This window comes from Synechococcus sp. PCC 6717 (assembly GCF_022698185.1).
Lineage (GTDB): Bacteria > Cyanobacteriota > Cyanobacteriia > Thermosynechococcales > Thermosynechococcaceae > Thermosynechococcus > Thermosynechococcus lividus.
On record NZ_JAKLTV010000062.1, the window covers coordinates 1 to 1,336 of the forward strand.

General features: G+C 46.4%; 1 protein-coding gene and 1 pseudogene. Both read left to right on the forward strand.

The window, feature by feature from the left end; all coding sequences use genetic code 11:
• Window positions 1-190 precede the first annotated feature (190 nt).
• Window positions 191-900, forward strand: a pseudogene (locus tag L5470_RS13275) (type II restriction endonuclease).
• A complete protein-coding gene (locus tag L5470_RS13280) occupies window positions 897-1,274 on the forward strand; it encodes a DNA adenine methylase (RefSeq protein ID WP_099798951.1) in 378 nt (125 codons plus the stop codon). Before L5470_RS13275 ends, L5470_RS13280 begins: the two are co-directional and overlap by 4 nt.
• Window positions 1,275-1,336 lie beyond the last annotated feature (62 nt).

Below are 1,336 nucleotides of genomic sequence, written 5' to 3' on the forward strand. Positions count from 1 at the left end.
CGGTASTGACTTACTTGCCGGGATTTCTCCGTACTAGGATGTTTCTTCGCGTAGTTGATACGCCTACTTTCCACGTCTCTAGTTTAACACATAGAGAGGGCTAAAGCCCCCTGAGTTGGCTGTATCCCCTCGCTAAAGCGGAGGGGTTTTAGCCCGCCCACATCACTCCTATAAGAGATCACCAGCGATGATGAAAGCGGAATTCGAGAATGCCTTGAAAGAGTTTGCGAATACTCTCACAGGGCACGTGAGCACAGAGGATGGGCAGTGGTCAGTCAAGGGATTTATCGACGCCTTTAGGAACGTTTATACAATCTCGTCCGACACCAAAATTGTTTCCAAAATCCTCGAGATCCACCTTTTCCCGAGAATTATTGCTTTTGCTGATGAGCATGACTTTGCCATCGTTCTCGCTGAGCAGCAGAATTACTACCCGGATATATCATTTGTCTCAAAGCATGATGAAGCCGTTCGCTTTGCCGTTGACTTCAAGACTACCTACCGTATTACCGGCAAACCTTGGCTCTGTAATGGATTCACTCTTGGTTCACATGGTGAATACTTTCAGAACCGAACAAGCACGAAGAACATTCAATTCCCTTATGGAAGCTATTCCGGCCATTTTTGCTTGGGCATTATCTATGATCGCGCTGATGGAGCCATTATTGACGAAACACAGCCAATATCGATAGCATCCAGCCCATTGAGGACATCCTTTCAGGCAACGGCATGTTCGCTAAGCTCGGTGAGGAGTGGTTTGACGATTACTGGATGAATTTTGGAAAGATTATCGTCAAAGGCCCAGATGGGAAAACCAAGAGGATCACGTCGCTTGTTGATTTTGTGAAATATCGTGGCGGCGATCCATCACTTATCGTCCCAAGGAACAATCAACCATGAGCATTCATCGAGTGCTAGTGCCCCCGATAAAGTGTCAAGGAATCAAGACTAAACTCGTTCCTTGGATAAAGGCCATCATCCCTGCCGATTTTGACGGTCGCTGGATTGAACCATTCATGGGATCAGGCGTCGTGGTCTTTAATGTGCGGCCTAGGAAGGCGTTGCTTGCGGACTCAAATCCGCACCTCATTAACTTTTACCAAGCAGTCGCCAAGGGCGAGATCACCGCCTATTTTGATAATCACACAAATAGTGGTGTTGTTGAAGGTATTAACAATAAATTGAAGCTGATCAAGCGGTCAGGTTATGGGTTCAGGAACTTTGACAATTTTCAGTTACGTTGCTTAATTTGCTGGCATTTAGCTATTGATTAAGCATAACTCGGACGATAGAGCCACCTGGCCATGAAACCTCAATACCCATCCGCAACTAGCCT